This is a genomic window from Kitasatospora sp. NPDC097691, assembly GCF_040302665.1.
Classification (GTDB): Bacteria; Actinomycetota; Actinomycetes; order Streptomycetales; family Streptomycetaceae; genus Kitasatospora.
In genome coordinates this window covers 110,234-132,162 of sequence record NZ_JBEORY010000007.1, presented here as the reverse complement: position 1 = coordinate 132,162, position 21,929 = coordinate 110,234, and the positions used below count along the sequence as shown (strand labels likewise).

The following is a 21,929-nucleotide window of genomic DNA, read 5'->3' as shown; positions in this document are numbered from 1 at the left end:
CTAGAAGAAACCGCAGGTCGGGGCGCCGGTGGTGGGGGCCGTGGCCTCGGTCTCGTCCACGCCGGTGCGGGTGTAGATCTCCAGCCGGATGCCGTCCGGGTCGGTGAAGAAGATGCCGCCGGAGGCCGAGCCCTCGTTGTGCGGGACGACGCCGTCGTGGGCGAACTCGGCGCCGAGCTCGCGCAGCAGCCGCTCGGCGGCGCGGACCTCGTCGAGGCTCTCGACCTCGAAGGAGAGGTGGTGCAGGCCGGGGTTCGTGGTGGCGAAGGTGCCGGCGCTCTGCTGCCAGAGGGTCACCACCAGGCGGCCGTCGCGGCCGAGCAGGGCGAAGCGGCGCTCGGGGTCGGTGCCCTCGTGGGTGACCTGGAGGCCGAAGACCGCGCGGTAGAAGTCGATCGAGCGGGCCAGGTCGGTGACGTTCAGGCCCACGTGGCCGGTCTGCAGGGTGCGGATCAGGGTGGTGCTGGACATGCCTGGTCACTCCCGGGGGCTGGGGCTTCCGGCGAGACTCATGTCTAACCGGTATTCATGAGAGTAGGAGTTAGGTGATGGATCGTCAACCAGTGCGCGACATTGAAGTGGTTAGGTGGTTCGGGGCGGACATGCGAAAGCCCCGCCGGACCTGGTGGTCCGACGGGGCTCGGGAGACGGAGGGCTGAGCGGGGCTACGCCCACTCCCACCGGATGCCGATGTGGCCCGGCTGCTGGTCCGGGGCCAGGACGTGGGCACTGGCCGAGGCGCCGATCCAGAGCTGCTCGCGCCGGTGGTCGACGTCGGCACCGGGCTCGCGGTCGTAGCGCTCGCAGTGCGCCGGAACGGAGGCCGGGTCGAAGTGCACCTGGAGCACGTACTCGCGCACCGGGGTGGCGAAGCGGCGGCTGTACTCCAGCGTGGGACCGCCCGGCGGGATCTCCACCTCGTACTCGAAGACGGTGCTGTCGCCGAGCCCGAGCGGGCGGTCCAGCATCAGCTCGGCGACGGTCAGCCCGGCCTCCGGGCGGCGGCGCACCCGGCCCAGCCGGCCGTGCCGCACCGAGGTGATCTCTGGGCAGCCGGCCGCCTCCTCGTCGGCCATGTGCACCACCAGGCAGCGGCCGACGCCGCCGACGGTGGCGCGCACCACCTGGCGCATCCGCAGCAGGTTGCCGCGCCGCTCGGCGTCCACGTAGTAGGAGTCGTGGATGCTCAGGCGCTCCAGCTCGCCGGCCGGCGGGGCGTCCAGCTCGGCGAAGATGTTGGCGATCTCCTGCTCGCCCGGCCAGACGTCCTCCAGCCCGAGGTGCAGGGTGTTGGCCGCGGCGGCCCAGCGGCCGCGTGGGCGGGGCGGGCCGAGCAGGGAGGAGAGCGCGCTGTGCGGCAGCCCGAGCAGTTCCTCCAGCAGGTGGACGGCGCGCAGCGAGCTGGCCCGCTCGGGCTGGCTGCGGCCGCGCCGCCAGTAACTCAGCGTCGTGACACTGACCCTGACGCCGCGTTGGGCGAGGGCCGCGCGGATCCGGTCCAGGCTGAGGCCGCTGGCCTCGATGGCCAGGTGCAGGGTGTCCGCGAAGCCGCCGACCGGGGCGAGCCGGGCGGCGGGCGGTGCCGGCGCCGGGGCTGATCCGGGCGCGGGAGGCCCGGGGCGCTCCGTGTGCGACCCGACCAGCCGCAGTCGCGCGGCGTCCTGAGGCTGCTGTGCGGCCATGCGGTGACCCTCCCCACCAGGTGAGTTCGGTGGCACCGGGTCGACGCCGGGGCGCGCCGCCAGCGGCTTCACCGAGCTTTGGGGAACCCTATGCACGGTCGAGAGGCTACGTCATCAGTCGTGCGTATGACAGTGGTCACGGCAGGTCAACCGAATGGTTAGCGATCTTGAAACACTCCGGAAACACGGCCCTCACCGGAGGCCCCGGGCCGGGCCGCCCCGGCGGACGCGACACCGCCGGGGCGGGCCCTCTCGGCGCCGCCCCGGCGGGGGTCTCGGTGGTGCTGTCCGGTACTACCGGTGGTCACCGGGCGTTGCCGCCCGGTGACCGGTTGCGGTGATCGGCAGCGTGATCAGTTGACGTTCAGGGCGACGTCGTCGATCACGAAGCTGGTCTGCTGGGACGAGTCCTCGGTGCCGGTGAACTTGATGGTCACGGTCTGGCCGGCGAAGGAGGTCAGGTCCAGGGTGCGCTGCACGTACCCGGCGGCGGCGTTCGCGTTGGAGTAGGTCGCCAGCGTGGTGCTGTTGGCCTGGACGGTCAGCTTGTCGTACGCCGTGGAGCCGGACTCCGCGGTGTCGATGTGCAGCCAGAAGGTCAGCTTCGCGGAGGTGCAGCCGGCCGGGATCGAGACGGTCTGCGACACGGTGTCGGTGTGGGTCGAGCCGTAGCCGTTCATCCAGGCCTTCCAGCTGCCCGCGTGGGCGGCCTGGGAGGAGCTGTTGTCGACGACGCCGCTGGAGGTGGTCCACGGGGCGGCGGAGCCGGTCTCGAAGCCGCCGTTGCCGACCAGCTGGGCCGCGGTGCAGCCGCCGGGCGGCGGGGTGGTGCCGCCACCGCCGCCGAGCAGGGCGGTGGTCAGGGCGTCGGCGACCGGGGAGCCCCAGCCGGTGACCTGGTCGTAGCCGGACTTCGTGGAGAAGTCCTGGTTGGCGCCGGTGGTCACGTCGTGGAAGGTGCTGCCGTAGGCGCTGCTGTTCGCGACCGAGTACAGCCGCGGGCTCGCCTCGCCGAGGACCGGCTGCCCGGCGGCCTTGGCCTTCTGGTTGAACTGGGCCGCGTAGCCGGACCAGAGCGGCGCGGCCGCGCTGGTGCCGCCGTAGACCTGCCAGCCGCCGGCCGTGTAGATCGAGAAGCCGCTCTGCGGGTCGGCGTTGGAGGCGACGTCCGGGACGGTGCGCATGGTGCCGCTGACGCCGGTGCCGGTCTGCCAGCTCGGCTTGCCGAACACGGTGGAGACGCCGCCGCCGGCGGTGCTCCAGGCGCTCTCCGAGGAGTAGGCGTTGCCGCTGCCGACCTTGAGGTTGGTGCCGCCGACACCGGTCTGGTGCGGGCTGGAGGCCGGGAAGTCGACCGCCTTGACGGTCGCGCCGCTGGTGGAGCGGGTGCAGTCGCGCGAGCCGTCGTCACCGGAGGCCGAGAAGATCGAGATGCCCTGGGCGGCGGCCTGCTTGAAGGCGTTGTCGACGGCCGTCATCGAGGCGGGAGTGGTGTCCGGCTCGCAGGAGCCCCAGGAGATCGAGATGACCGAGGCGCGGTTGTCGGCCACGATCTTGTTGGCCATGTCGATCTCGCCCTGGTCGCTGTTCGGGGCCTCGTAGAGCAGCTGGGTGGCCTTGGGCGCCGCACCGCGGACGATCTCGCTGTCCAGCTCGACCTCGCCCTGGCCCTCGCCGGGCTTGGAGTCGTAGTTGGCGCCGTCCACGGAGACCGTGGAGACGGCCGGGCCGGTCAGGCCGAACTGCGAGTCGTAGGTGGTCAGGTTGGTCTTGCTGTAGCCGTCGAACTCCCACAGCGCGACCGTCACGCCGGTGCCGTCGGCGCCGGTCTTGTTCAGGTTGTAGGCGCCGGTGTACTGGGCCGGGGACATGCCGGACGGGCTCGCGGTCGCGGCGTTCGGGCTGAGCGAGCCCGGCTTGACCAGGTGGGTCTTGCGGACCGGGTGGTTGTCCAGGCCGCTGACGCCCTGGACCACCGAGGCCAGCGAGGACGGGATCGAGGCGGCGTCGTCGTTGGCGAAGAACGAGCGCTGCATCTGCGGGTCCACGTACGCGCTCTCGTGGGTGCCGAAGGCCTGCGAGACCTGCGCGGCGGTGCCGCGGGCGTTGACGACCTGGCGGTTGGCGCTCACGTCCGAGACGGTCAGGCCCTGCTGGGCCAGGTAGGCCTTGACCTGCTCGACGTCGGCCTGGGTCGGGCCGAACCGGGCCGTGAACTGCTCCGGCGTCAGGTACTTGCCGAACTCCGGGGTGCCCGGGGTGGCGACCGCGGCGAGGAAGCGGTCGAGGGCGTCGGTGTTGCGCAGCTTCAGGCTGACGGCCACCGAGATCTGCTGCTCGGCGGGGACGTCGCCCTTCTTCTCCGAGTGGGCCACCGCGGGGTTCACGGTGTTCGGCAGGGCGACGCGCGGGGCGGCGTTGGGGGTGGCGGCCTGCGCGGCGGAGACGCCGAGCGAGACGGCGGTCAGCGGCAGGACGGCTATCGCCGCGGCGAGAGCAAGGGTGCGGGGGCGCAACGGATCCTCCTCTGGCCGGCTGTGGGGGCCGGCAAGGGGCCAGGCGTTCCGGGGTCGAGAACGCTGGCTCGAACATGACAGAACCGGTGTGCGAAGTGGCTCATGATCAAGCAATTCGTTGCTAAAAAACAGTCAAGTGTGGAGGCCGGGAAACTCGCGGAATCCATACAGTGAATGAGTGGAATTCAGGGGTCGGTCCATACCAATTCGAGCGGTGGGGCGCAGACGTAGAATCGGATGGAGCCGAGGGAGAACGATGACTGACGTGAAGGCAGACCCGAGGGACCCGCGACCGCTGATCGGCGAGCCGCTCGCGCTCGACCTGCTCAACACGCGCTGGGCCGGGACGCCCGTCAACGACCTGCTCACCGGGGTCGAGGGGTACGGGATCTGGCTCTCCTCCGCCGGGCTGAGCGGCCGCTGCGAGGCCGACGACGCGGGGCTGGCGGCGATCCGGCAGGCCCGCGAGGCGATCGGGCTGGCCGCCCAGGACGCCCGCGAGCAGGGCGAGTTGAGCACCGCGGCGCGGGAGGGACTGGACGCGGTGCTGGCGCACGGGCGGATCCGGCGGACGGCCGGACCGGGCGGGGCCGAGGACCGGTTCGAGGCCGACCGGCCGGAGTGGCTGGCGCCCTGGCTGGCCGCGGACGACTTCCTCACGCTGCTCGGGCAGGGGGCGCAGCGGGTGAAGCAGTGTGCGCACGAGGCGTGCATTCTGCATTTCTTCGACGCCTCGCAGAACGGGCGCCGACGGTGGTGCCGAATGGCGGTGTGCGGGAATCGGGCGAAGGTGGCGCGGCACTACGAGAAGGCGCGGGGTTAACGGACGACCGAACGATGGGTCGGGTCGGTCGCGGGCCGCTGCGCGGGGCCGGGGCGGTCGTGGCGGAGGTTGCTCTGACGTGGTTCGGGCGGGCGCGGGGTGGGGGCGCCCGCCCGAACGGGGGTCAGGCCGGGGTGCCGAGCCAGGTGGTGAGGGTGGCGCGGAGTTCGCCCTGGCCGGGGTCGACGGCGGCCCAGGCGACGTAGCCGTCCGGGCGGATCAGCAGGACGGTGTCGCGCAGCTTGCCGTGCGGATCGGCGGGGGCGGCGGAGACCATGCGGTCGGCCCAGGGTTCGGCGGCGGCGAGCTCGTCGTTGCTGACGAGGACGAACTTTCCGGCGCGCAGGGCCTCGTAGAGACGCTCGGGCGCGGCCGGGGCGCCCTCGGCGGGCTTGCTGAGGGCGGTCAGCCGCAGGTCCGGGACGCGCTTTCCGACCTGCGGGTGGGCGCCCTTGGGCGCGGGGTAGGAGATCTCGATGCCGGAGACCAGCCGGGCGCCGCGCTCGGTGATCAGGTCGAGGTGGCCGCCGAGCGCGGTGAGCGCCCCGCGCAGGGCGCGGGTGGGGGCGGACTCGGCGAGGGCGAGCCGGATCAGTGCGCCGGAGGTACGCAGGACGGTCTTCCCGACCGGGTGCCGCTCGGTCTGGTAGGTGTCCAGCAGGGCGTCGGTGGCCCGGCCGCGCAGGGCGGCGGCGAGCTTCCAGGAGAGGTTGGCGGCGTCCTGGAGGCCGGTGTTCATGCCCTGGCCGCCGGCCGGGGAGTGGCAGTGGGCGGCGTCGCCGGCCAGGAAGACCCGGCCGGAGCGGTAGTTGGGTGCCTGGCGCTCGTCGCTGTGGAAGGTGGAGCTCCAGCGCACGTCGTGCGGGCCGTAGTCCTCGCCGAGGACGCTCGCCAGGAGGGCGGTGAGCTGTTCGGTCGACGGGACGGTGCCGTCCTGGTGGCGCTCGTTGCGGTCCCAGGCGATCACCCGGTACCAGCCGTCGCCGAACGGTGCGATGAAGGCGAAGCCGGTCTCGTTCGCGCCGCCGGTGATCGCTTCGGCGGGCTCGCGCTCCAGCCGGACGTCGGCCAGCACCACGGAGTCGACCACCGACTCGCCGGGGAACGGGATGCCGAGCAGGTCGCGGACGGTGGAGTGGACGCCGTCGGTGCCGACCGCGTACGCGGCGCGGTGGGTGTGCCCGTCGGCGGTCTCCAGCGTCACGCCCTCGGCGTCCTGGCGCAGGCCGGTGACCTCGGTGCCGCGCAGCACGGTCGCGCCGGCCTTCTGCGCGCGCTCCAGGAGCAGCCGTTCGACGTTGTACTGCGGGGTGATCAGGACGAACGGGAAGCGGGTCTGCAACGAGCCGAGGTCGATGCGGAAGCGGTTGAACAGCTTCAGCGAGTCGAGCGGACGGCCGGTGGCGATGAGGTCCTCGGCGAGGCCGCGGGCGTCCAGCTGCTCCAGGCTGCGGGCGTGCACGGCGAAGGCCCGGGTGAGGTTGGACTTGGCGGCCCGCTTCTCCAGCACGGTGACGCCGACGCCGGCCGCGGCGAGGTCGCCGGCCAGCAGCAGTCCGGTGGGTCCGGCGCCGACGATCAGGACGTCGGCTTCGGTCGTCGGCTTCACGGCCATGTATTCAGCTCCCGGTGTTCGGAGGGCGGTTGGACGCCGTTCCCGGCGTTCTCCCAGCCTCCATCATCCCGGGCCCGGCAGGAGCTGTGAACCGCCGGGCCCCGGCGGTGGATGACCGCCGGGGCCCGGGAGGGGGTGGGGGTGCCGGGACGAACGCTCAGCTGTGCCGGCGGATCTCGACCGTGCGGAACCGGTTGGCGACGAACGCGCCGTCGCAGTAGGCGGAGTTGGCGGCCGGGTTGGCGCCGGTGCCGTGCAGGTCGGAGAAGGCGGCGGTCTGGTTGGGGTAGACGCCGCCGGTCAGGTTGAGGGAGAGGGAGACGCCGGAGTCCAGCGCGGCCTCGACCAGCAGCGCCTCCACCTCGGGGGAGGTGGTGTAGCCGGAGGCCGTCATGGCGCCCTTCTCGCGGACGGTGGTGCGCAGCAACTCGATGCCGGCGGCGGTGGATTCGACGGCGACGGCGAAGGAGACCGGGCCGAAGCACTCGCTGCGGAAGACCGAGCGGTCGTCCGGCTTGTCGGCGTTCAGCTTGACCAGGGCGGGGGTGCGGACGGTCGCGCCGGGGAAGTCGGGCGAGGTCACCGCGCGCGGGGCGAGGGCGAGTTCGCCGTACTCGCCGCCGGCTGCGGCGGCCGAGCGCTGCAGCACGCCGGGGTTGACGACGGCACCGAGGATGGCGGCGGCGCGGGCGTCGTCGGAGAGCAGGCCCTCGATCGCGCCGGCGAGGTCGGCGACCACCTGGTCGTAGGTCTTGTCGCCCTGGTCGGTGCTGATGCCGCCGCGCGGGATCAGCACGTTCTGCGGGGTGGTGCACATCTGGCCGCTGTAGAGCGAGAGCGCGAAGGCCAGGTTGGACAGCATGCCCTTGTAGTCGTCGGTGGAGTCGATGACGACCGCGTTGACGCCGGCCTTCTCGGTGTACACCTGGGCCTGCTTGGCGTTCTCCTCCAGCCAGTCGCCGAAGGTGGTGGAGCCGGTGTAGTCGATCATCTTGATCTCGGGGCGGACCGCGAGGGTCGCGGCGACGGTGCCGCCCTCGTGCTCGGCGGCCAGGCAGACCAGGTTGGCGTCGTAGCCGGCCTCGGCGAGCACCTCGCGGGCGATCCGGACGGTCAGCGCGAGCGGCAGCACGGCCCGGGGGTGCGGCTTGACCAGCACCGGGTTGCCGGTGGCCAGCGAGGCGAACAGGCCGGGGTAGCCGTTCCAGGTGGGGAAGGTGTTGCAGCCGATCAGCAGCGCGAGGCCGCGCGGGACGACGGTGAACTCCTTGGTCATCACCAGCGGCTCGCGCTTGCCCTGGGGCTTGGTCCAGCCGGCCCGCTCGGGCAGCCGGGTCTGCTCGGCGTACGCGTAGGCGACGGCCTCCAGGCCGCGGTCCTGGGCGTGCGGGCCGCCGGCCTGGAAGGCCATGCCGTAGGCCTGGCCGGTGGTGTGCATGACGGCCTGGGCGAGCTCGTGGGAGGCGGCGTTGATCCGGTGCAGGACCTCCAGGCAGACGGCGGCGCGCTCCAGCGGGGAGGCGGCGGCCCAGCCGGGGCGGGCGGCGGTGAGCGCGGCGATCAGCGCGTCCGGGTCGGCGTGCGGGTAGGTGATGCCCAGCTCGACGCCGTACGGGGAGGCCTCGCCGCCGACCTGGTCGCCGTCGGTGGGGTGGCCGGCCAGGGCGAAGGGCTTGCCGAGCAGGGCGTCGAAGGCGGCCTTGCCGTCCGCCGGGCCGTTCTCGCCGTAGGCCTTCGGGAACTCGGGGTAGGGCGACCAGTAGTCGCGCTTGGCGGCGGCGGCGAGCGCGGCGTCCAGGGTGGCCTGGTGGCGCTCGACGAGCTCGCTGACGAGGGGGTGGGTGACCGCTGCGGACATCTGTGCGCTCCTCAGAGGGGAGGACGGGACACGTCACAGAGTAACCGAACGATCGGTCGGCTCAAGAGGGTGCAGGGGTGGGAATCCGCCGGAACGGACGGAGGGCGCGTCCGTGGCGGACGCGCCCTCCGTTGGGCTCGGGTGGCCCGGGTCTACGGCACGCCCAGCTCGAACAGCACGTACCCGCCGTACCAGCCGGACGCGATCGCGCCGGTGCCCAGCACGGCGGCCAGCACCGGCCAGCTCAGCTTGCGCATCCCGACCGCGAGCGCGATGAGCAGGGGGAACGCGGGCAGCAGGTAGCGCGAGGTGTTGCCGAAGATGCCGAGGCTGCCGAGCACCGAGACGATCGTGGCCAGGGTGTAGGCGGTCAGCACCAGCGGCGGGCGCAGCCGGATCATCAGCGTGATCAGCACCGGCAGGCTGAGCACTATCAGCGTGGCCAGCAGGTCCGGCACCGGGAAGGCGAAGGGGTAGTCGTTGCGGCCCAGCAGGACGCCGCGGATCGCGTGCCAGGTGCCCTGGCCGCCGTCGAAGTAGTGCAGCCAGGCGTCGTGCTGCAGCCGGAAGTAGCCGCCCCACTCGCCCATCCGCCAGCCCACCCAGCCGACGTAGCCGAGCAGGCCGATCGGGGCCAGCAGTATCGCGGTCAGCGGGCGCAGCACGCCGCTGTCCCGCCGGTACAGCTCGACCAGCGCGGCCAGGCCCACGGCGCCGATGAGGGCCGCCGCGGTCGGCCGGTTGAGCCCGGCGACCAGGGTGATCACCCCGGCCGCGACCCACTGCCTGGTCATCACGCAGTAGCAGGCCCAGGCGGCCAGCGCGACGAAGGTGGAGTCCGAGTAGACGGCCCACTCGGCGCCCGAGCCCGGCGCGATCGCCCAGATCCCGGCCGCGATCACGCCCGCCCGGACGTCCCCGGACACCTTCTCCACCACGGCGTAGATGCCGGCGGCGGCGAACAGCGAGGCCACCACGGAGACCAGCATCCCGGCGCCGTACAGGCCGAGGCCGGTGACGTCCGAGGTCATCCGCATCAGGCCCGGGTAGAGCGGGAAGAAGGCGGCCGAGTTCTGCTCGACGCTCATCCCCTCCGTCCCCGCGACCGGGACCAGCGCGGGGTGGTAGCCGAACTGGGCCACCTGCTGGTACCACCAGCCGTCCCAGCTGGCCAGGACGTCCCAGGGGTTGGCGCCGCCGCCGAACCGGGCGGGCTTCTTGGCGTAGTCACCGGCGAAGGAGAGCAGCTTCATGAACACGGTGAAGCCGACCAGCTTCAGCAGCGCGTAGCACCACACGGCCGGCCCGAAGCGGACCAGCAGCGCACGGGCGCGCTCCTGCCAGCCGCGCGAGCTCTCCGGCTGCCCGCTGCGCTGCTCGGGCACGTCGGAGGCGACTGCCGGTATTGCGTTCATCAGCCGTGGACCCCAGCCTGCTCTGGACGTGGACGGATCGTCCGGAGAGTCTAGGGCCCGTCTTCAAACCCTCGCCTGCGGGGCGACGCCGGGGGTTTGAAGACGGCCCCTGGAGCCTGGCCTCCCGGGTGGTGTGGACCAGGAGGACCCGATCGCGTAGCGCGCGGGGCGGCCGGGGATACTCGGAGGATGGCCGATCACACCACGCGCACCGCCTACACCGTGGAGTCACTGCTCGCGGTGACCGTCGACGTCTTCAACGAGCGCGGTTACGACGGCACCTCGATGGAGGACCTGTCCCGGGCGGCCGGGATCTCCAAGTCCTCCATCTACCACCACGTGCGCGGCAAGGAGGAGTTGCTGCGGCTGGCCGTCGGGCGGGCGCTGGACGGGCTGTTCGCGATCCTGGCCGAGCCGGCGGCGGTGGAGGGCCCGGCGGTGGAGCGGCTGGAGCACGTGGTGCGGCGCACCGCGGAGGTGCTGCTGGCGGAGCTGCCGTACGTGACGCTGCTGCTGCGGGTGCGGGGCAACACGGCCGCGGAGCAGTGGGCGCTGGAGCGGCGCCGGGACTTCGACCACCAGGTCGCGGAGCTGCTGCGGGCGGCGGTCGCGGACGGCTCGCTGCGTGCGGACGTGGAGCCGCGGCTGGCCACCCGGCTGCTGTTCGGGATGATCAACTCGATCGTGGAGTGGTACCGGCCGGGGCTCAAGGCCGCCGACGGCGTCGCGGACGCGGTGGTGCACCTGGCCTTCGACGGGCTGCGGGCGCGGTAGCCGGCCGGCGCGCGGCCGTCAGTCCGGGGGGACCTGGTCGGTCTCCTCGAAGACCAGCATGGTGCGGGTGCCGAGCACCTGGGGGATGGACTGGATGCGGTTGAGCACGAGCTCCCGCAGGGCCCGGTTGTCGGCGGTGTGGACCAGCAGCAGGACGTCGAAGTCCCCGCCGACCAGCGCGATGTGCGCCACCCCGGGCAGCTCCAGCAACTGCTCGCGGACCGTGCGCCAGGAGTTCTGGACGATCTTCAGGGTGAGGTACGCGGACGCGGCCTGACCTGCCCGTTCGTGGTCCACCCGGGCGGTGAAGCCGCGGATGATGCCGTCCTCGACCATCCTGGAGATCCGGGCGTACGCATTGGCCCGGGACACGTGCACCCGCTCGGCGACCGAGCGGATCGAGGCTCGTCCGTCCTGCTGCAGCAGCCGCAGGATCGACCGGTCGACCCGGTCGAGTCTGGACATCTGTTCAGCCGACATGACCCCCCACCCTCACCGATTGGACACCCTGCCACCAGTCGACCGCTCAGCGGGCCGAATGTCCACCACCTTGTCACGCTTCTGGTCAAGATGAACAGACGACCGAACAATCGGTAGGGAGCCCCCGCCACTCCTGGAGGTGCCCCGAGATGACCGTTCTCGACCACAGACACCACCCGCTCGTGCCCGGTTGGGCGCCCGGAGCCACCGCCCCGCGCACCGATCCGGCCCCCCTACTCCCGGACCTCTCCCCCGTCCGGGTGCTCGGCACCCCCGCGCTGGAGAAGTACGATCCGGCGCTGCTGCGCGAGCTCTACCGACGCCTGGTCGTCGGCCGCCGCTACAACCAGCAGGCGACCACCCTGACCAAGCAGGGCCGCCTCGCCGTCTACCCGGCGTCCACCGGCCAGGAGGCCTGCCAGGTCGCCGCCGCGCTGGTGCTCGGCGAGCGCGACTGGCTGTTCCCCAGCTACCGCGACACCCTCGCCGTGGTCTCCCGGGGCGTCGACCCGCTGGAGGCGCTGACCCTGCTGCGCGGCAACGCCCACACCGGCTACGACCCGCGCGCCAGCCGCACCGCCCCGCTCTGCACCCCGCTCGCCACCCAGGCCCCGCACGCCGTCGGGCTGGCGCACGCCGCCCGGCTGAGCGGCGAGCCGGCCGTCGCGCTGGCGATGCTCGGCGACGGCGGCACCAGCGAGGGCGACTTCCACGAGGCGCTGAACTTCGCCGCCGTGCTCAACGCGCCGGTGGTCTTCCTGGTGCAGAACAACGGCTACGCGATCTCCGTCCCGCTCAGCGCGCAGTCCGCCGCGCCCACCCTGGCCCACAAGGCCGTCGGCTACGGCATGCCGGGCCGGCTGGTGGACGGCAACGACGCCCCCGCCGTGCACTCCGTGCTGGCCGAGGCGGTCGAGCGGGCCCGTACCGGCGGCGGCCCGACCCTGGTCGAGGCGCTGACCTACCGGATCGAGGCGCACACCAACGCCGACGACGCCACCCGCTACCGCACCGAGCCCGAGGTGGCCGCCTGGCGGGAGCACGACCCGATCCTGCTGATGGAGCGCGCGCTGCGCGAACTCGGCGTGCTGGACGACCGGCTGGTGCAGGAGGCCGCGGACGAGGCGGAGGCGCTGGCGGCCCGGATGCGGGCCGAGTTCCACGCCGACCCGGAGCTCGACCCGATGTCGCTGTTCGCCCACGTCTTCGCCGAGCCGACCCCGCAGCTGCGGGAGCAGGCCGCCCAGTTGTCCGCCGAGCTGGCCGCCGAGGCCGAGGTGCAGCACTGATGTCCACCCTGGCCCCCTCCCGCACCGCCTCCATGGCGCAGGCACTCAACTCCGCGCTGCGGGACGCCATGCGCGAGGACCCCGCGGTGCACGTCCTCGGCGAGGACGTCGGCGCGCTCGGCGGCGTCTTCCGGATCACCGACGGGCTGACCGCCGAGTTCGGCCCGGACCGCTGCCTGGACACCCCGCTGGCCGAGGCCGGCATCCTCGGCACCGCGATCGGCATGGCGATGTACGGCCTGCGCCCGGTGGTCGAGATGCAGTTCGACGCCTTCGCCTACCCGGCGCTGGAGCAGCTGTTCTCGCACGTCGCCAAGATGCGCAACCGTACGGCGGGCCGGCTCCCGCTGCCGATCACCGTCCGGGTCCCGTACGGCGGTGGCATCGGCGGGGTCGAGCACCACAGCGACGCCTCCGAGGCGTACTACACCAGCACCCCCGGCCTGCACGTGGTCACGCCCGCGACGGTCGGCGACGCGTACGGGCTGCTGCGCGCCTCGATCGCCTCCGACGACCCGGTGGTCTTCCTGGAGCCCAAGCGGCTCTACTGGGGCAAGGCCGAGCTCGACCCGGCGGCGCCGGTCGAGCCGATCGGCCGGGCCGTGCTGCGGCGCACCGGGACGTCCGCCGTGCTGATCACCTACGGCCCCTCGCTGCCGGTCTGCCTGGAGGCGGCCGAGACGGCGAAGGCCGAGGGCTGGGACCTCGCGGTGCTGGACCTGCGCACCCTGGTGCCGTTCGACGACGAGACGGTCTGCCGGGTGGTGCGCTCGATCGGCCGGGCCGTGGTGGTGCACGAGGCGACCGGCTTCGGCGGCACCGGTGCGGAGATCGCCGCGCGGGTCACCGAGCGCTGCTTCCACCACCTGGCCGCGCCCGTGCTGCGGGTCACCGGCTTCGACATCCCGTACCCGCCGCCGATGCTGGAACACCACCACCTGCCCGGGGTGGACCGGATCCTGGACGCGGTCGCCCGGCTGCAGTGGGAGGACCGAGCATGATGCCCGTCGTGCGGGAGTTCCGACTGCCCGACCTCGGTGAGGGACTCACCGGGGCGGAGGTCGTGCGCTGGATGGTCGAGGTCGGCGAGGTGATCGCGGTCGACCAGCCGGTGGTGGAGGTGGAGACCGCCAAGGCCGTGGTGGAGGTGCCCTGCCCGTACGGCGGGGTGGTCACCGCGCGGTACGGCGAGGAGGGCGAGGAGATCGCCGTGGGCGCTCCGCTGGTGACGGTCGCGGTGGCGACGTCGGGCGGGGCCGCCGACGAGCCGGTGGGTTCCGCCGGGTCGGCGGGTTCGGCCGGTTCGGGTGCCGGGCGCGCTCATGCGGCCTCCGCCGAGGTCGAGCGGCCGTTGGTCGGGTACGGCGTCGCGGAGACCGGGAAGGGCGGTCGGCGGCGCCGGGTCGGCGTGGCCGCTCAGGTGGCCGCTCCGGCGGTGACGGCGCCTGCGGCGGTTGCGGCGGTTGTGGCTCCGGCCCCGGCTCCGGCCGGTCCGGCCGTGGTGCCGGTGATCTCGCCGTTGGTCCGGCGGCTGGCCCGGGAGCAGGGCGTCGACCTGGCCGCGCTCACCGGCAGCGGACCGGACGGGCTGATCATGCGGGCGGACGTCGAACGGGCGGTCGCGGCCAAGGTGGCCGCTCCGGCCGCCGCCGCCCGGCCTGCCGCGCCCGTGGTGCCGGAGGGTGTCATCCCGCTGCGCGGGCTGCGCAAGGCGGTGGCCGAGAAGCTCAGCCGCAGCCACCGGGAGATCCCGGCGGCGACCTGCTGGGTGGATGCCGACGCCACCGAACTGATGGCGCTGCGGCGGCAGTTGAATGCGACGCCGGGTCCGAAGGTGAGCGTTCTGGCGCTGCTGGCGCGAATCTGTACGGTCGCGCTGGCGCGCTTCCCCGAACTCAACTCCTCGGTGACCGAGGACGGTTCGGGCATCGTCCGGCACTCGGCGGTGCACCTGGGCTTCGCCGCTCAGGGCGAGCGCGGCCTGGTCGTCCCGGTGGTGCGGGACGCGCAGGCCCGCAGCACCGAGCAACTCGGCGAGGAGCTGGGCCGGTTGACCGAGGCGGCGCGCAGCGGCGCGCTCACCCCGGCCGAGCTGACCGGTGGCACCTTCACGTTGAACAACTACGGGGTGTTCGGCGTCGACGGCTCCACCCCGATCCTCAACCACCCCGAGGCGGCGATGCTCGGGGTCGGCCGGATCGTGGCCAAACCCTGGGTCCACGCCGGGGAGTTGGCGGTGCGCGAGGTGACGCAGCTGTCGTTCACCTTCGACCACCGGGTCTGCGACGGCGGCACGGCGGGCGGCTTCCTGCGGTTCGTCGCGGACTGCGTGGAGCAGCCGGGGATGCTGCTGCGGCAGCTCTGAGGAGCACCGTCGTCGAGCGGACGGCGGTTGCCCTGGGTGGACGGGGGGCCACCCAGGGCGACCGCGATCGAGTGAGAGTAGCGCGTTGCCGGGCCGGGTGTCCGGGCTTCGCGTGATTTGTCGGATGAGCAGTTCGGGCGTGCCACGCTGCCTAGGCGTCAGCAGAGACAAGCCAGGTGGTGGCGTAGGCCGGCCGGAGGCGAAACGATTCTCTTGGGTACTCGAAACGTAGCGGTGAAGTCCCGCAGAACACTTCTGGTCCGCACCGGGCACGGCTCGGCGGGGGCCGCCTCCGTCCCGGGCCTGCCGGAGCTCCCGCCCGAGGGGACTCCGGTGCCGCAGGCGCCGTCGCCGGAGCGGGCCGTACGGCCGCCGATGCCGCTGGACCCGCCGGACCTGCCGCCGGTGCTGTCGACGCCGCCGGTGCCGCCGACGCTGCCGGTCCCTCCGGCGCCGCTGGCGGACGGGCCCACGGCCGTCCGGCCGCCGGCCCCGGACGCCCGAGGGCCGGAGCACCTCCGCCCGGTGATCCCGGCGATGCCGTCCGAGCCACCGGCCGTTCCGGCGCCGGCCGTCCCCGCGGCGGGCTTTCCCGAGCCGAGCTACCCGCAGGCGGACCATTCGGCGCCGAGCTACCCGGAGGCGGTCCATCCGGCGCCGAGCTACCCGGAGGCGGTCTCGATCACCGGCAGCTCGCCCGCCTTCCGCCCGCTGCTCGTCGACGCGCCCAGTCTCAACTGGGCTGGACCCGGGGACAGTTGGAGCGACGCCTGGGCCGCTCCGACCTCCACCGGGCAGCCTCCGGCGGCGCCGCTCGCCGCACTGCCCGCACCCCCTGCCGCGCCGCCCGCGCTGCCGGCCGCACCCCCGGGCGTCGGGCAGGCCCTCGTCCCCGCCGTCGAACTGCCGCTCACCGCCCGGGACATCGAGCTGATCCGGGCCAGCCTCGCGGCCGTCGAGCCGGTGGCCGACCGGGCCACCGCGCACTTCTACGCGCTGCTCTTCCTGCACCACCCCGAGGTCCGCTCGCTCTTCCCCGCCGCCATGGACGTCCAGCGGGACCGGCTGTTCCGCGCCCTGCTCACCGCCGCCCGCGGCGCCGAGGACCCGGTGGCCCTGCGTGCCGGGCTGGGCGCTCTCGGCCGCGGCCACCGCCGGTACGGCACCCTGACCGGCCACTACGCCCCGGTGGGGGAGTGCCTGGTGCAGGCGCTGGCCAGGTACGCGGGCGGGCGCTGGGACACCGACACCGAGCTGGCCTGGCGGCGCGCCTACCGGCTGATCTCCTCGATCATGATCGAGGCCGCCGAGGAGGCCGCCCGCACCTCGCCGCCCTGGTGGCAGGGCGAGGTGGTCCGGCACGAGCGCCCCACCCGGGACGTCGCGGTGATCACCGTCCGCCCGGACCAGGCGTACCCCTTCCGGGCCGGGCAGTACACCAGCCTGGAGACGCCCTGGTGGCCGCGGGTCTGGCGGCACTACTCCTTCGCCTCCGCCCCGCGCCCGGACGGGCTGCTGACCTTCCACGTCAAGGCCGTCCAGGCGGGCTGGGTGAGCAACGCGCTGGTCCACCGGGCCGCGCCCGGGGACGTCCTGCGGCTGGGCCCGGCGGCCGGCGCGATGACCGTCGACCACACCGGCGGCGCGGACCTGCTCTGCCTCGGCGGCGGCACCGGCATCGCGCCGATCCGCGCACTGGTCGAGGAGATCGCCGAGCACGGCGCGCCCGGCCGCCGGGTCGAGGTGTTCTACGGCGCTCGCCGCACCGCCGAGCTGTACGGGCTGGACGGGCTGCGCGAGCTGGCCCGGGTCCACCCCTGGCTGACGGTGCACCCGGTGCTGTCCGGCAGCGGCAACGGCCCGGCCCAGGGGACGCTGACCGGCGAACTCCCCGAGGTGGTCGGCCGGTTCGGCCCGTGGGCGGGCCGCGACGCGGTGCTCAGCGGGCCGCCCGCGATGGTGCGCCGGGGCGTCGGGGTGCTGCTCCGCTCGGGCGTGCCGGCCGAGCGGATCCGGCACGACCTGGTCGGCGACCTGGCCGCCGGGTGATCACCCGAGATCGGGCGCGAGCAGCGCGCGGATGCCCTCGATGTTGGCCGCCAGGTACGCCCGCAGCCGGGGCGGGACGACGTTGACCGAGGTGACCCCCTCGCGGGTGAACGGCAGCCGGACCACCTCGTACTCGCCGTTCGGCTCCGTCACCTCGGGCCCGTGCCGCCGGCTGAGGTCCATCGAGGCGAGCCGGCAGACGAAGAAGTGCTGCACCTTGAGCCCGTGCGGGTGCAGGAGGGTGCCGTCGTCATGGTGCGTGTGGCTGATGGTGTCGACGAAGGCGGGCACCACGTCCACGATCTTGCCGCCGAGCTCCTCGTCCACCTCGCGGTGCAGCGCCTCGACCACCGTCCGGTCGCCGCGCTCGACCCCGCCGCCGGGCGTGATCCAGTACGGGTGCGGCGCGCCCGGCCGGACCCGCCGGATCAGCACGATCGACGCCGGGCCGTACGGATCGTCCGGGTCCAGCTCCAGCAGGATCGCCCGCGCCGTCCGCTTCACGACCGGGCGCGGTGGTGGGGTTCGGTTCTCGGGGCCCATGACCACCTCCGGGGCTGGAGCGTTGTGCTGGAGTCTCCCGCGCCGGGAATGCGTCGAAACCCCGGGAATGGGACGAAACCCGGGGAATACGTCGAGACCCCGGGAACGGGTCGAAACGCCGACCGGGTCCGGGCCGGCAGAACGAGAGGGACTGGCGCCATGCAGCACAGCAGAGTCCAGGGGTACCTGGTGATGAACCTCGTGGTCTCGCACGAGCTCTCCCTGCGCGTCCCGGTGGACGCGGTCTACGAGGCCGGTGATCCGTACGCCGTCCGGCTCGCCTTCCACCTGCCCGGCGACGCACCGGTCACCTGGTTCTTCGCGCGGGAGTTGCTGCTCGACGGGATCACCGGCCCGGCGGGCGAGGGCGACGTGCACATCCACCCGGTCGGCGAGGAGTCCGCGGAGGTGCGCATCGTGCTGCGCTCCCCCGCCGGCGACGCCGTGCTGCGGGCCCCGTCCGCGCCGCTGCTCGCCTTCCTGGCCGGCACCGACCGGCTGGTGCCGATGGGGCAGGAGCTGACCGGGCGGGAGCTCGACGCCAAGCTCGCGGCCATCCTCCGCGGGCGGGAGAACGCGGGCTGAGGCGGCCCGCGGAGGACATCCCGCGGCCTGCGGAGGACGGCCGCGGCGTACCTGCGGAGGACGGCCGCCGTGTACCTGCGGCGTGCCCCGCGGCACGTCCGCGGCATGACGGAGGGGCCCGCACCCGGGTGGTCCACCCGGGTACGGGCCCCTCGCGCGTACCCCGCACGACGGGCGGTCAGTCGTCGTCCAGGGCCAGGTGCAGGCCCCACGCCACCAGGCTGATGATCAGCGAACCGACCAGCGCGGCCCAGAAGCCGGTCACGTGGAAGTCCAGCTCCAGCTTCCCCGACGCCCACGAGGTCAGCATCAGCATCAGGGCGTTGATCACGAAGGTGATCAGGCCCAGCGTGAGGATGAACAGCGGCAACGAGAACAGCTTGACCACCGGCTTGATCAGCCAGTTGACGACGCCGAAGACCACGGCGACGCCGAGCACCGTGAGTGCCTTGTGCTGCCAGTCGGCCTTGCCCTGGGCGAGTTGGATGCCTGTGACGATCCAGGCGGCGGCCCAGATGGCCGCCGCGTTGATCAGTGTCTTGATGACGAAACCCTTCATACCGCCCAAGCCTGGCAGGCGGCACCGCCCGGGGGAACCACCACGCGGCGGTTTGGTGTCGAAAGCCCGTTCCCGCCGCCGACCGGACGTCCGGCCGGCGGACCGGAACCCCGCCGCCGGGGCGCTCGCCTAGGGTCGTCCGCATGACCCGCAGCCTCACCGAAGAACTCTGGGCGGCCATCGAGCCGGTCTACGCCGAGATCCTGGCCCACCCCTTCCTCGCCGGCCTCACCGACGGCACCCTGCCGCGCGAGGCCTTCCGCCACTTCGTCGTCCAGGACTCTCACTACCTGCGCGACTACGCCCGCGCCCTCGCCGTCTGCGCCGCCAAGGCGCCCGGCGAGGAGGACGTCCGGGCCTTCGCCGACGACGCGGTCGGCGCGCTGGCCGCCGAGCAAGGCATGCACGCCGAGTTCCTGACCGCCTTCGGCGGCACCGCCGAGCAGGCCGCCGCCGAACCGGTGCTGCCGACCACCCGGGCCTACACCAGCTACCTGCTGGCCACCGTCTACGGCGGCTCCTTCGCCGAGGCCGTCGGCGCGGTGCTGCCCTGCTACTGGATCTACGCCCGGGTCGGCGAGGCGCTGCTCGCCCAGGGCTCCCCCGACCCGCTCTACGCCAAGTGGATCGCGACCTACGGCGACGAGGCGTTCCAGTCGGTGGTCCGCCGGGTGCTGGCGCTCACCGACCGGATCGGCGAGGACCTCTCCGCGGCCGAACGCCGCAAGGTGGTCGAGCACTTCGTGACCACCTCGCGCTACGAGTGGATGTTCTGGGACGCCGCCTGGCGCGGTGAGCGCTGGCCGGTCTGACCGGCGGCGGATCCGGCGGCGGCTCCGGAGAGGACCGCCGGGGGCCCGCCGGTCCGACCGGCGGCGAACCGGTTCCCGGCCGTTCGGCGGGGGCCTCCCAGGGGGTGTCCCCGTAGATCCCCGGGGGGTCTTCCCGGGGGTCGGGGTCGGGGTGATCTCGGGGTTCTCTCCGGGCCGTTGGGCCTCGTTCCGGCACTCCGACCCCCGTACGATCGAAGTATCGAAAGCAAGCGGGATGCGGCACCGGACGGCGGCCGACCCGAGGGGAGAAGAGGAACGGACATGGCTGAGCTCTGGAAGTCGCTGCCCTCGTGGGTGCGCAACATCGTCATCCCGGTGCTGGTCCTGGTGCTGGCCTGGAACATCGTGGCCTTCGTCTTCGGGGTGATCGGCGCCCTGGTGGGCTTCGCGATCAAGCTGCTGGTGGTGGTCGGCATCGCGGCCGCCGTGGTGATCCTGGTGAAGAAGGCCGCCAAGAGCTGACCTCCCTCCCGAACGCCGCCCTGAGGCCCGGTCCCCGTCACGGGAGCCGGGCCTCGGCCGTTCCCGGCCCGCGGACCCGCTCTGGACCAGCGGCAATCGGCTCGCTACGGTGTTGGGCGTCATGTGCAGGCAACACCGCCTGCGACGCGGGAGCTCGGAGCACCGGGCTGAGAGGACGCTGACCGGGACGTCGACGGACGGACCGACGGCTGCGTCGACCGCAGGAACCTGGACCGGGTAATGCCGGCGTAGGGAGTAGAGGTCAGATGACCACGTTCGAAGCACAGCCGCAGTCTGCCCAGAGCGCCCCCAGCAGCGAGCGCACCGGCTACCCGACCCCGGCCTGGAGCAAGGCCTACCGCGAGGGATCCCGCCCCGACCTGCGGGTGCCCTACCGCGAGGTGCGGCTCACCAACGGCAAGTCCGTCCCGCTGTACGACACCTCCGGCCCGTACACCGACCCGTCGTACGAGCCCGACGTGCGGCGCGGCCTGCCCGCGCTGCGCGACGCCTGGATCCGCCAGCGCGGCGACGTCGAGGAGTACGACGGCCGCGAGCCGCGCCCCGAGGACGACGGGATCAAGCACACCGCGCCGCGCGGCGGGAACCTGCGCAACCTGGACGCCGTCTTCCCCGGCCGCCCGCGCCGTCCGCTGCGCGGTCGCGGCGGTGCGGCCGTCACCCAACTCGCCTACGCCAAGCGGGGCGTGGTGACCCCGGAGATGGAGTTCGTGGCGCTGCGCGAAGGCCTCGCGCCCGAGTTCGTGCGGGACGAGGTGGCCCGCGGCCGGGCCGTCATCCCGGTCAACGTGAACCACCCGGAGGTGGAGCCGGCCGTCATCGGCACCAACTTCCTGGTGAAGATCAACGCCAACATCGGCAACTCGGCCGTCACCTCCTCGATCGAGGAGGAGGTGGAGAAGATGACCTGGGCCACCCGCTGGGGCGCCGACACCGTCATGGACCTCTCCACCGGCCGAAACATCCACACCACCCGCGAGTGGATCCTGCGCAACTCCCCCGTGCCGATCGGCACCGTGCCGCTCTACCAGGCCCTGGAGAAGGTGGACGGCAGGGCCGAGGACCTGAGCTGGGAGGTCTACCGGGACACCGTCATCGAGCAGTGCGAGCAGGGCGTCGACTACATGACCGTCCACGCCGGCGTGCTGCTGCGCTACGTCCCGCTGACCGCCCGCCGCAAGACCGGCATCGTCTCGCGCGGCGGCTCGATCATGGCCGCCTGGTGCCTGGCGCACCACCAGGAGAACTTCCTCTACAGCAACTTCGAGGAACTCTGCGACATCCTCGCCGCCTACGACGTGACCTTCTCGCTCGGTGACGGCCTGCGCCCCGGCTCGATCGCGGACGCCAACGACGAGGCGCAGTTCGCCGAGCTGCAGACCCTCGGCGAGCTCGGCCGGATCGCCCGCGAGCGCGACGTCCAGGTGATGATCGAGGGCCCGGGCCACGTCCCGATGCACAAGATCAAGGAGAACATGGATCTCCAGAAGGAGATCTGCGACGAGGCGCCGTTCTACACCCTCGGCCCGCTCACCACGGACGTCGCCCCCGGCTACGACCACATCACCTCGGGCATCGGCGCCGCGATGATCGCCTGGTGGGGCACCGCGATGCTCTGCTACGTCACGCCCAAGGAGCACCTGGGCCTGCCCAACCGGGACGACGTCAAGACCGGCGTGATCACCTACAAGATCGCCGCCCACGCCGCCGACCTCGCCAAGGGCCACCCCGGCGCCCAGGAGTGGGACGACGCCCTCTCCGACGCCCGCTTCGAGTTCCGCTGGGAGGACCAGTTCAACCTGGCCCTCGACCCGGAGACCGCCCGCGACTTCCACGACGAGACGCTCCCCGCCGAACCCGCCAAGACGGCCCACTTCTGCTCCATGTGCGGCCCGAAGTTCTGCTCGATGAAGATCTCCCAGAAGATCCGCGACGAGCACGGCGACGGCGCCACGGCCGTGGCGTCCGGCTACGACGCCGAGGCGGTGGCCGGCATGCAGGCCATGTCCGAGGAGTTCAAGGCCCAGGGCAACCGGGTCTACCTCCCGCTGGCGGACTGA

Annotated in this window: 19 protein-coding genes; 10 read left to right on the top strand and 9 right to left on the bottom strand. The window is 73.0% G+C overall.

What is annotated here, in order from left to right; genetic code table 11:
- The 3 genes from ABTY56_RS07580 to ABTY56_RS07570 all read right to left on the bottom strand — a co-directional run bounded on the left by ABTY56_RS07580 (position 1) and on the right by ABTY56_RS07570 (position 4,198).
- Positions 1 to 471, bottom strand: coding sequence for a VOC family protein (locus ABTY56_RS07580; RefSeq protein ID WP_350627436.1), 471 nt, complete (start codon positions 469 to 471; stop codon positions 1 to 3).
- 194 nt (positions 472 to 665) lie between these two features.
- A complete protein-coding gene (locus ABTY56_RS07575; RefSeq protein WP_350627435.1) occupies positions 666 to 1,682 on the bottom strand; it encodes an XRE family transcriptional regulator in 1,017 nt (338 codons plus the stop codon).
- Between the two features lie 353 nt (positions 1,683 to 2,035).
- Complete coding sequence (locus tag ABTY56_RS07570) at positions 2,036 to 4,198, bottom strand: protease pro-enzyme activation domain-containing protein (RefSeq protein WP_350627434.1); 2,163 nt, start codon at positions 4,196 to 4,198, stop codon at positions 2,036 to 2,038.
- 256 nt (positions 4,199 to 4,454) lie between these two features.
- Here ABTY56_RS07570 and ABTY56_RS07565 point away from each other — a divergent pair, with 256 nt between their 5' ends.
- Positions 4,455 to 5,021: a CGNR zinc finger domain-containing protein gene (locus tag ABTY56_RS07565; protein WP_350627433.1), complete on the top strand. Its 567-nt coding sequence runs from the start codon at positions 4,455 to 4,457 to the stop codon at positions 5,019 to 5,021.
- Between the two features lie 124 nt (positions 5,022 to 5,145).
- Here the strand turns inward: ABTY56_RS07565 and ABTY56_RS07560 are convergent, their stop codons facing one another.
- From ABTY56_RS07560 to ABTY56_RS07550, 3 genes are all read right to left on the bottom strand, one after another.
- Entirely contained in the window at positions 5,146 to 6,636 is a 1,491-nt protein-coding gene (locus tag ABTY56_RS07560; RefSeq protein WP_350627432.1) for an FAD-dependent monooxygenase, read from the bottom strand.
- A gap of 157 nt (positions 6,637 to 6,793) precedes the next feature.
- Entirely contained in the window at positions 6,794 to 8,494 is a 1,701-nt protein-coding gene (gene paaN, locus ABTY56_RS07555) for a phenylacetic acid degradation protein PaaN (protein ID WP_350627431.1), read from the bottom strand.
- A 152-nt stretch (positions 8,495 to 8,646) separates the two neighbouring features.
- Positions 8,647 to 9,909: a hypothetical protein gene (locus tag ABTY56_RS07550; RefSeq protein ID WP_350627430.1), complete on the bottom strand. Its 1,263-nt coding sequence runs from the start codon at positions 9,907 to 9,909 to the stop codon at positions 8,647 to 8,649.
- A gap of 189 nt (positions 9,910 to 10,098) precedes the next feature.
- On the opposite strand from ABTY56_RS07550, the gene ABTY56_RS07545 reads away from it, so the two are divergent.
- The gene (locus ABTY56_RS07545; protein WP_350627429.1) at positions 10,099 to 10,683 is read left to right on the top strand and encodes a TetR/AcrR family transcriptional regulator; all 585 of its coding nucleotides are present in this window, start codon (positions 10,099 to 10,101) and stop codon (positions 10,681 to 10,683) included.
- An 18-nt stretch (positions 10,684 to 10,701) separates the two neighbouring features.
- Here the strand turns inward: ABTY56_RS07545 and ABTY56_RS07540 are convergent, their stop codons facing one another.
- Positions 10,702 to 11,163: an Lrp/AsnC family transcriptional regulator gene (locus tag ABTY56_RS07540; protein ID WP_350627428.1), complete on the bottom strand. Its 462-nt coding sequence runs from the start codon at positions 11,161 to 11,163 to the stop codon at positions 10,702 to 10,704.
- A gap of 149 nt (positions 11,164 to 11,312) precedes the next feature.
- On the opposite strand from ABTY56_RS07540, the gene pdhA reads away from it, so the two are divergent.
- The 4 genes from pdhA (at position 11,313) to ABTY56_RS07520 (ending at position 16,866) form a co-directional block, all read left to right on the top strand.
- Positions 11,313 to 12,452: a pyruvate dehydrogenase (acetyl-transferring) E1 component subunit alpha gene (gene pdhA, locus ABTY56_RS07535; RefSeq protein WP_350627427.1), complete on the top strand. Its 1,140-nt coding sequence runs from the start codon at positions 11,313 to 11,315 to the stop codon at positions 12,450 to 12,452.
- Positions 12,452 to 13,453 carry an alpha-ketoacid dehydrogenase subunit beta gene (locus ABTY56_RS07530; RefSeq protein WP_350627426.1) on the top strand — a complete coding sequence of 334 codons (1,002 nt, stop codon included), beginning with the start codon at positions 12,452 to 12,454 and terminating at the stop codon, positions 13,451 to 13,453. The genes pdhA and ABTY56_RS07530 overlap by 1 nt, the downstream gene beginning before the upstream one ends.
- Complete coding sequence (locus ABTY56_RS07525; protein WP_350627495.1) at positions 13,453 to 14,817, top strand: dihydrolipoamide acetyltransferase family protein; 1,365 nt, start codon at positions 13,453 to 13,455, stop codon at positions 14,815 to 14,817. The genes ABTY56_RS07530 and ABTY56_RS07525 overlap by 1 nt, the downstream gene beginning before the upstream one ends.
- 234 nt (positions 14,818 to 15,051) lie before the next feature.
- Positions 15,052 to 16,866, top strand: a complete 1,815-nt coding sequence (locus ABTY56_RS07520) for a globin domain-containing protein (protein WP_350627425.1) — start codon at positions 15,052 to 15,054, stop codon at positions 16,864 to 16,866.
- On the opposite strand, the gene ABTY56_RS07515 is transcribed toward ABTY56_RS07520, so the two are convergent.
- On the bottom strand, positions 16,867 to 17,409 hold the full coding sequence (locus tag ABTY56_RS07515) for an NUDIX domain-containing protein (protein WP_350627424.1): 543 nt from the start codon (positions 17,407 to 17,409) through the stop codon (positions 16,867 to 16,869). It abuts the gene before it with no gap.
- Positions 17,410 to 17,568: 159 nt separating this feature from the next.
- Between ABTY56_RS07515 and ABTY56_RS07510 the strand changes: the two genes are divergently transcribed.
- Entirely contained in the window at positions 17,569 to 17,994 is a 426-nt protein-coding gene (locus ABTY56_RS07510) for an SsgA family sporulation/cell division regulator (protein ID WP_502893045.1), read from the top strand.
- Between the two features lie 178 nt (positions 17,995 to 18,172).
- On the opposite strand, the gene ABTY56_RS07505 is transcribed toward ABTY56_RS07510, so the two are convergent.
- A complete protein-coding gene (locus tag ABTY56_RS07505; protein WP_350627423.1) occupies positions 18,173 to 18,553 on the bottom strand; it encodes a phage holin family protein in 381 nt (126 codons plus the stop codon).
- Between the two features lie 143 nt (positions 18,554 to 18,696).
- Here ABTY56_RS07505 and tenA point away from each other — a divergent pair, with 143 nt between their 5' ends.
- The 3 genes from tenA (at position 18,697) to thiC (ending at position 21,929) form a co-directional block, all read left to right on the top strand.
- The gene (gene tenA, locus ABTY56_RS07500) at positions 18,697 to 19,365 is read left to right on the top strand and encodes a thiaminase II (RefSeq protein ID WP_350627422.1); all 669 of its coding nucleotides are present in this window, start codon (positions 18,697 to 18,699) and stop codon (positions 19,363 to 19,365) included.
- A 282-nt stretch (positions 19,366 to 19,647) separates the two neighbouring features.
- Positions 19,648 to 19,848, top strand: coding sequence for a DUF5326 family protein (locus ABTY56_RS07495; protein WP_350627421.1), 201 nt, complete (start codon positions 19,648 to 19,650; stop codon positions 19,846 to 19,848).
- Between the two features lie 266 nt (positions 19,849 to 20,114).
- A complete protein-coding gene (thiC, locus tag ABTY56_RS07490) occupies positions 20,115 to 21,929 on the top strand; it encodes a phosphomethylpyrimidine synthase ThiC (RefSeq protein ID WP_350627420.1) in 1,815 nt (604 codons plus the stop codon).

Excerpts from the sequence above, each read along its gene's own strand:
- ABTY56_RS07580 (WP_350627436.1), bottom strand. The coding sequence starts at position 471 with ATGTCCAGCACCACCCTGATCCGCACCCTGCAGACCGGCCACGTGGGC.
- ABTY56_RS07575 (WP_350627435.1), bottom strand. The coding sequence starts at position 1,682 with ATGGCCGCACAGCAGCCTCAGGACGCCGCGCGACTGCGGCTGGTCGGG.
- ABTY56_RS07565 (WP_350627433.1), top strand. The coding sequence starts at position 4,455 with ATGACTGACGTGAAGGCAGACCCGAGGGACCCGCGACCGCTGATCGGC.
- ABTY56_RS07560 (WP_350627432.1), bottom strand. The coding sequence starts at position 6,636 with ATGGCCGTGAAGCCGACGACCGAAGCCGACGTCCTGATCGTCGGCGCC.
- paaN (WP_350627431.1), bottom strand. The coding sequence starts at position 8,494 with ATGTCCGCAGCGGTCACCCACCCCCTCGTCAGCGAGCTCGTCGAGCGC.
- ABTY56_RS07550 (WP_350627430.1), bottom strand. The coding sequence starts at position 9,909 with ATGAACGCAATACCGGCAGTCGCCTCCGACGTGCCCGAGCAGCGCAGC.
- ABTY56_RS07545 (WP_350627429.1), top strand. The coding sequence starts at position 10,099 with ATGGCCGATCACACCACGCGCACCGCCTACACCGTGGAGTCACTGCTC.
- ABTY56_RS07540 (WP_350627428.1), bottom strand. The coding sequence starts at position 11,163 with ATGTCGGCTGAACAGATGTCCAGACTCGACCGGGTCGACCGGTCGATC.
- pdhA (WP_350627427.1), top strand. The coding sequence starts at position 11,313 with ATGACCGTTCTCGACCACAGACACCACCCGCTCGTGCCCGGTTGGGCG.
- ABTY56_RS07530 (WP_350627426.1), top strand. The coding sequence starts at position 12,452 with ATGTCCACCCTGGCCCCCTCCCGCACCGCCTCCATGGCGCAGGCACTC.
- ABTY56_RS07525 (WP_350627495.1), top strand. The coding sequence starts at position 13,453 with ATGCCCGTCGTGCGGGAGTTCCGACTGCCCGACCTCGGTGAGGGACTC.
- ABTY56_RS07515 (WP_350627424.1), bottom strand. The coding sequence starts at position 17,409 with ATGGGCCCCGAGAACCGAACCCCACCACCGCGCCCGGTCGTGAAGCGG.
- ABTY56_RS07510 (WP_502893045.1), top strand. The coding sequence starts at position 17,569 with ATGCAGCACAGCAGAGTCCAGGGGTACCTGGTGATGAACCTCGTGGTC.
- ABTY56_RS07505 (WP_350627423.1), bottom strand. The coding sequence starts at position 18,553 with ATGAAGGGTTTCGTCATCAAGACACTGATCAACGCGGCGGCCATCTGG.
- tenA (WP_350627422.1), top strand. The coding sequence starts at position 18,697 with ATGACCCGCAGCCTCACCGAAGAACTCTGGGCGGCCATCGAGCCGGTC.
- ABTY56_RS07495 (WP_350627421.1), top strand. The coding sequence starts at position 19,648 with ATGGCTGAGCTCTGGAAGTCGCTGCCCTCGTGGGTGCGCAACATCGTC.
- thiC (WP_350627420.1), top strand. The coding sequence starts at position 20,115 with ATGACCACGTTCGAAGCACAGCCGCAGTCTGCCCAGAGCGCCCCCAGC.